The sequence below is a fragment of the Streptomyces sp. NPDC004610 genome (assembly GCF_040609715.1).
GTDB lineage: Bacteria > Actinomycetota > Actinomycetes > Streptomycetales > Streptomycetaceae > Streptomyces.
Genome location: NZ_JBEXLA010000091.1, coordinates 1 through 1,697, shown reverse-complemented (window position 1 = coordinate 1,697; position 1,697 = coordinate 1). Strand labels below are relative to the sequence as shown.

The following is a 1,697-nucleotide window of genomic DNA, read 5'->3' as shown; positions in this document are numbered from 1 at the left end:
GGGCTGGTCGCTGAGCCAGGCGTTGATGCGGATGAGGTTGATCGCGGCGCCGGTGAGTTGGTGCTGGAGGCTGGTCTTGGCGAGTCCGCGGTAGCGGGATCTGCGCAGGCCGCAGGCTTGCACTGCCTGGGAGATGGTCCCTTCGACTCCGGCACGGACCTTGTAGCGGTCCTTCCATTCGTCGGTCGCCTGGAGCTGCCGGGCGTGATGGAGGGCTTCGTATTCGTGTCGGGGCCGCAGGGTGATCTCCCGGCGCTGGGCTTTCGGCGAGCTGACACAGTCCCGGAGCTTGGGGCAGGTGCGGCAGTCAGCCGGAGAGAAGCGGACCCGGATCACGGGCAGCTGTTCTTCCGATCGGCGGTGGTGCCACTGGGTGCTGGTGATCCCGTTCGGGCAGGTCACGTGCCGGCTGTCCCAGTCGATGGTGAAGGCGTCCTGTCCGTAGGTGCCCTCACCACGGGCTTGGGCGACGGTCACCGGCCGCAGCGGCCCGTGCAGGGCGACACCGTGGTCGATGCGGGCGTCGGCCAGGGCGCTGGAGTTGGCATACCCGGCATCGACCCAGTGTTCGTCCGGGAGCAGGCCCCGTGCGGTGAGGCCGGTGTGGACGACAGCGGCCATCCGGTCGTCGGGGACGGTGGCAACAGTGGTAGTCACGTTCGTGACCAGGTGCACGGTGTCGGCTTCGCACGTCTCGGTGAGATGGACCTTGTAGCCGTCCCACATCGTGTCGCGTTTGACGCTGCCGCGAGCCTGGACGTCATACGGAGTGACCAGGCGTTTCGCCCCCGGCGGGCGGGCTTTTGGGTCCCGCCGTTCCACCTCGCTCCCCACCAGATGGAACTGCTGGACCCACATCTGCCGCAAGACCTCCACCTGCGGCAGCACCCGCAGTGCGGCGGGCGCGTCGTCCGTCCAGATCATGTGCAGCAGGCGCATCCCGTCCGCTCCGATCCGGCGCCCGACCTCGACCCGCTTGGTGTGGGCTTTGGGGAAGCGGGAGTCCTCGATCCGGGTCGCGTAGTGAGTGAACCAGTCCGGCAGGGCACGAGCGCTGAGCCATTCCGGCTCCGCTTGGGCCACCGCGTTCAGTGCCGTCCGCAAGGTCTCGCCGACCATCTCCAGCCAGTTCAGTTCACGCGCCGAGGAAAGCACATGCGTGGAGTCCGTCCGCGCCTTCCCGCCGGCCGTGACCAACCCCCGTTCCTTGGCCGCGACCAGGATCGCGTCCAGGACACACCGTCCGGCATCCTCGCCGACCAGGCGGTCCCTGAACTCCGAGAGCACCGAGAAGTCGAACCCGGGATCGGTCAGCTCCAACCCCAGCGCGAACTTCCAGTCGATCCGGGCCCGCACCGCCTCAGCGGCCTGCCGGTCGGTCAGCCCCTCGACGAACTGCAACACCAACACCATCGCCAGACGCCCCGGCGACCAAGCAGGCTTCCCCCGCACCGCGAACAGACCAGCGAACTGCTCGTCCGTGAACAGCACACCCAGCTCATCACGGACCCGGATCGCCAGGCTCCCCTTGGGGAAGGCCGCGCGTGCCACCCGCACGGTCTCCAGCGGAACTTCCCACGCCTCCAGCGGCTGCATCGACACCGACACCCTCCCCAAACGCCAACGTCGGCCTTCAAGACCACAACCGGGTCTTGAAGGCCGACGTCACGCCGGAAGCCGGATTAGCCAACAGCGTC

The 1,697-nt window shown here is 68.1% G+C and carries 1 protein-coding gene; it reads right to left on the bottom strand.

Annotated features, from left to right (window positions below; genetic code table 11):
- A partial coding sequence (locus tag ABZX40_RS41485; protein WP_356162875.1) for an IS1182 family transposase occupies positions 1-1,602 on the bottom strand: 1,602 nt, incomplete at its 3' end.
- Positions 1,603-1,697 lie beyond the last annotated feature (95 nt).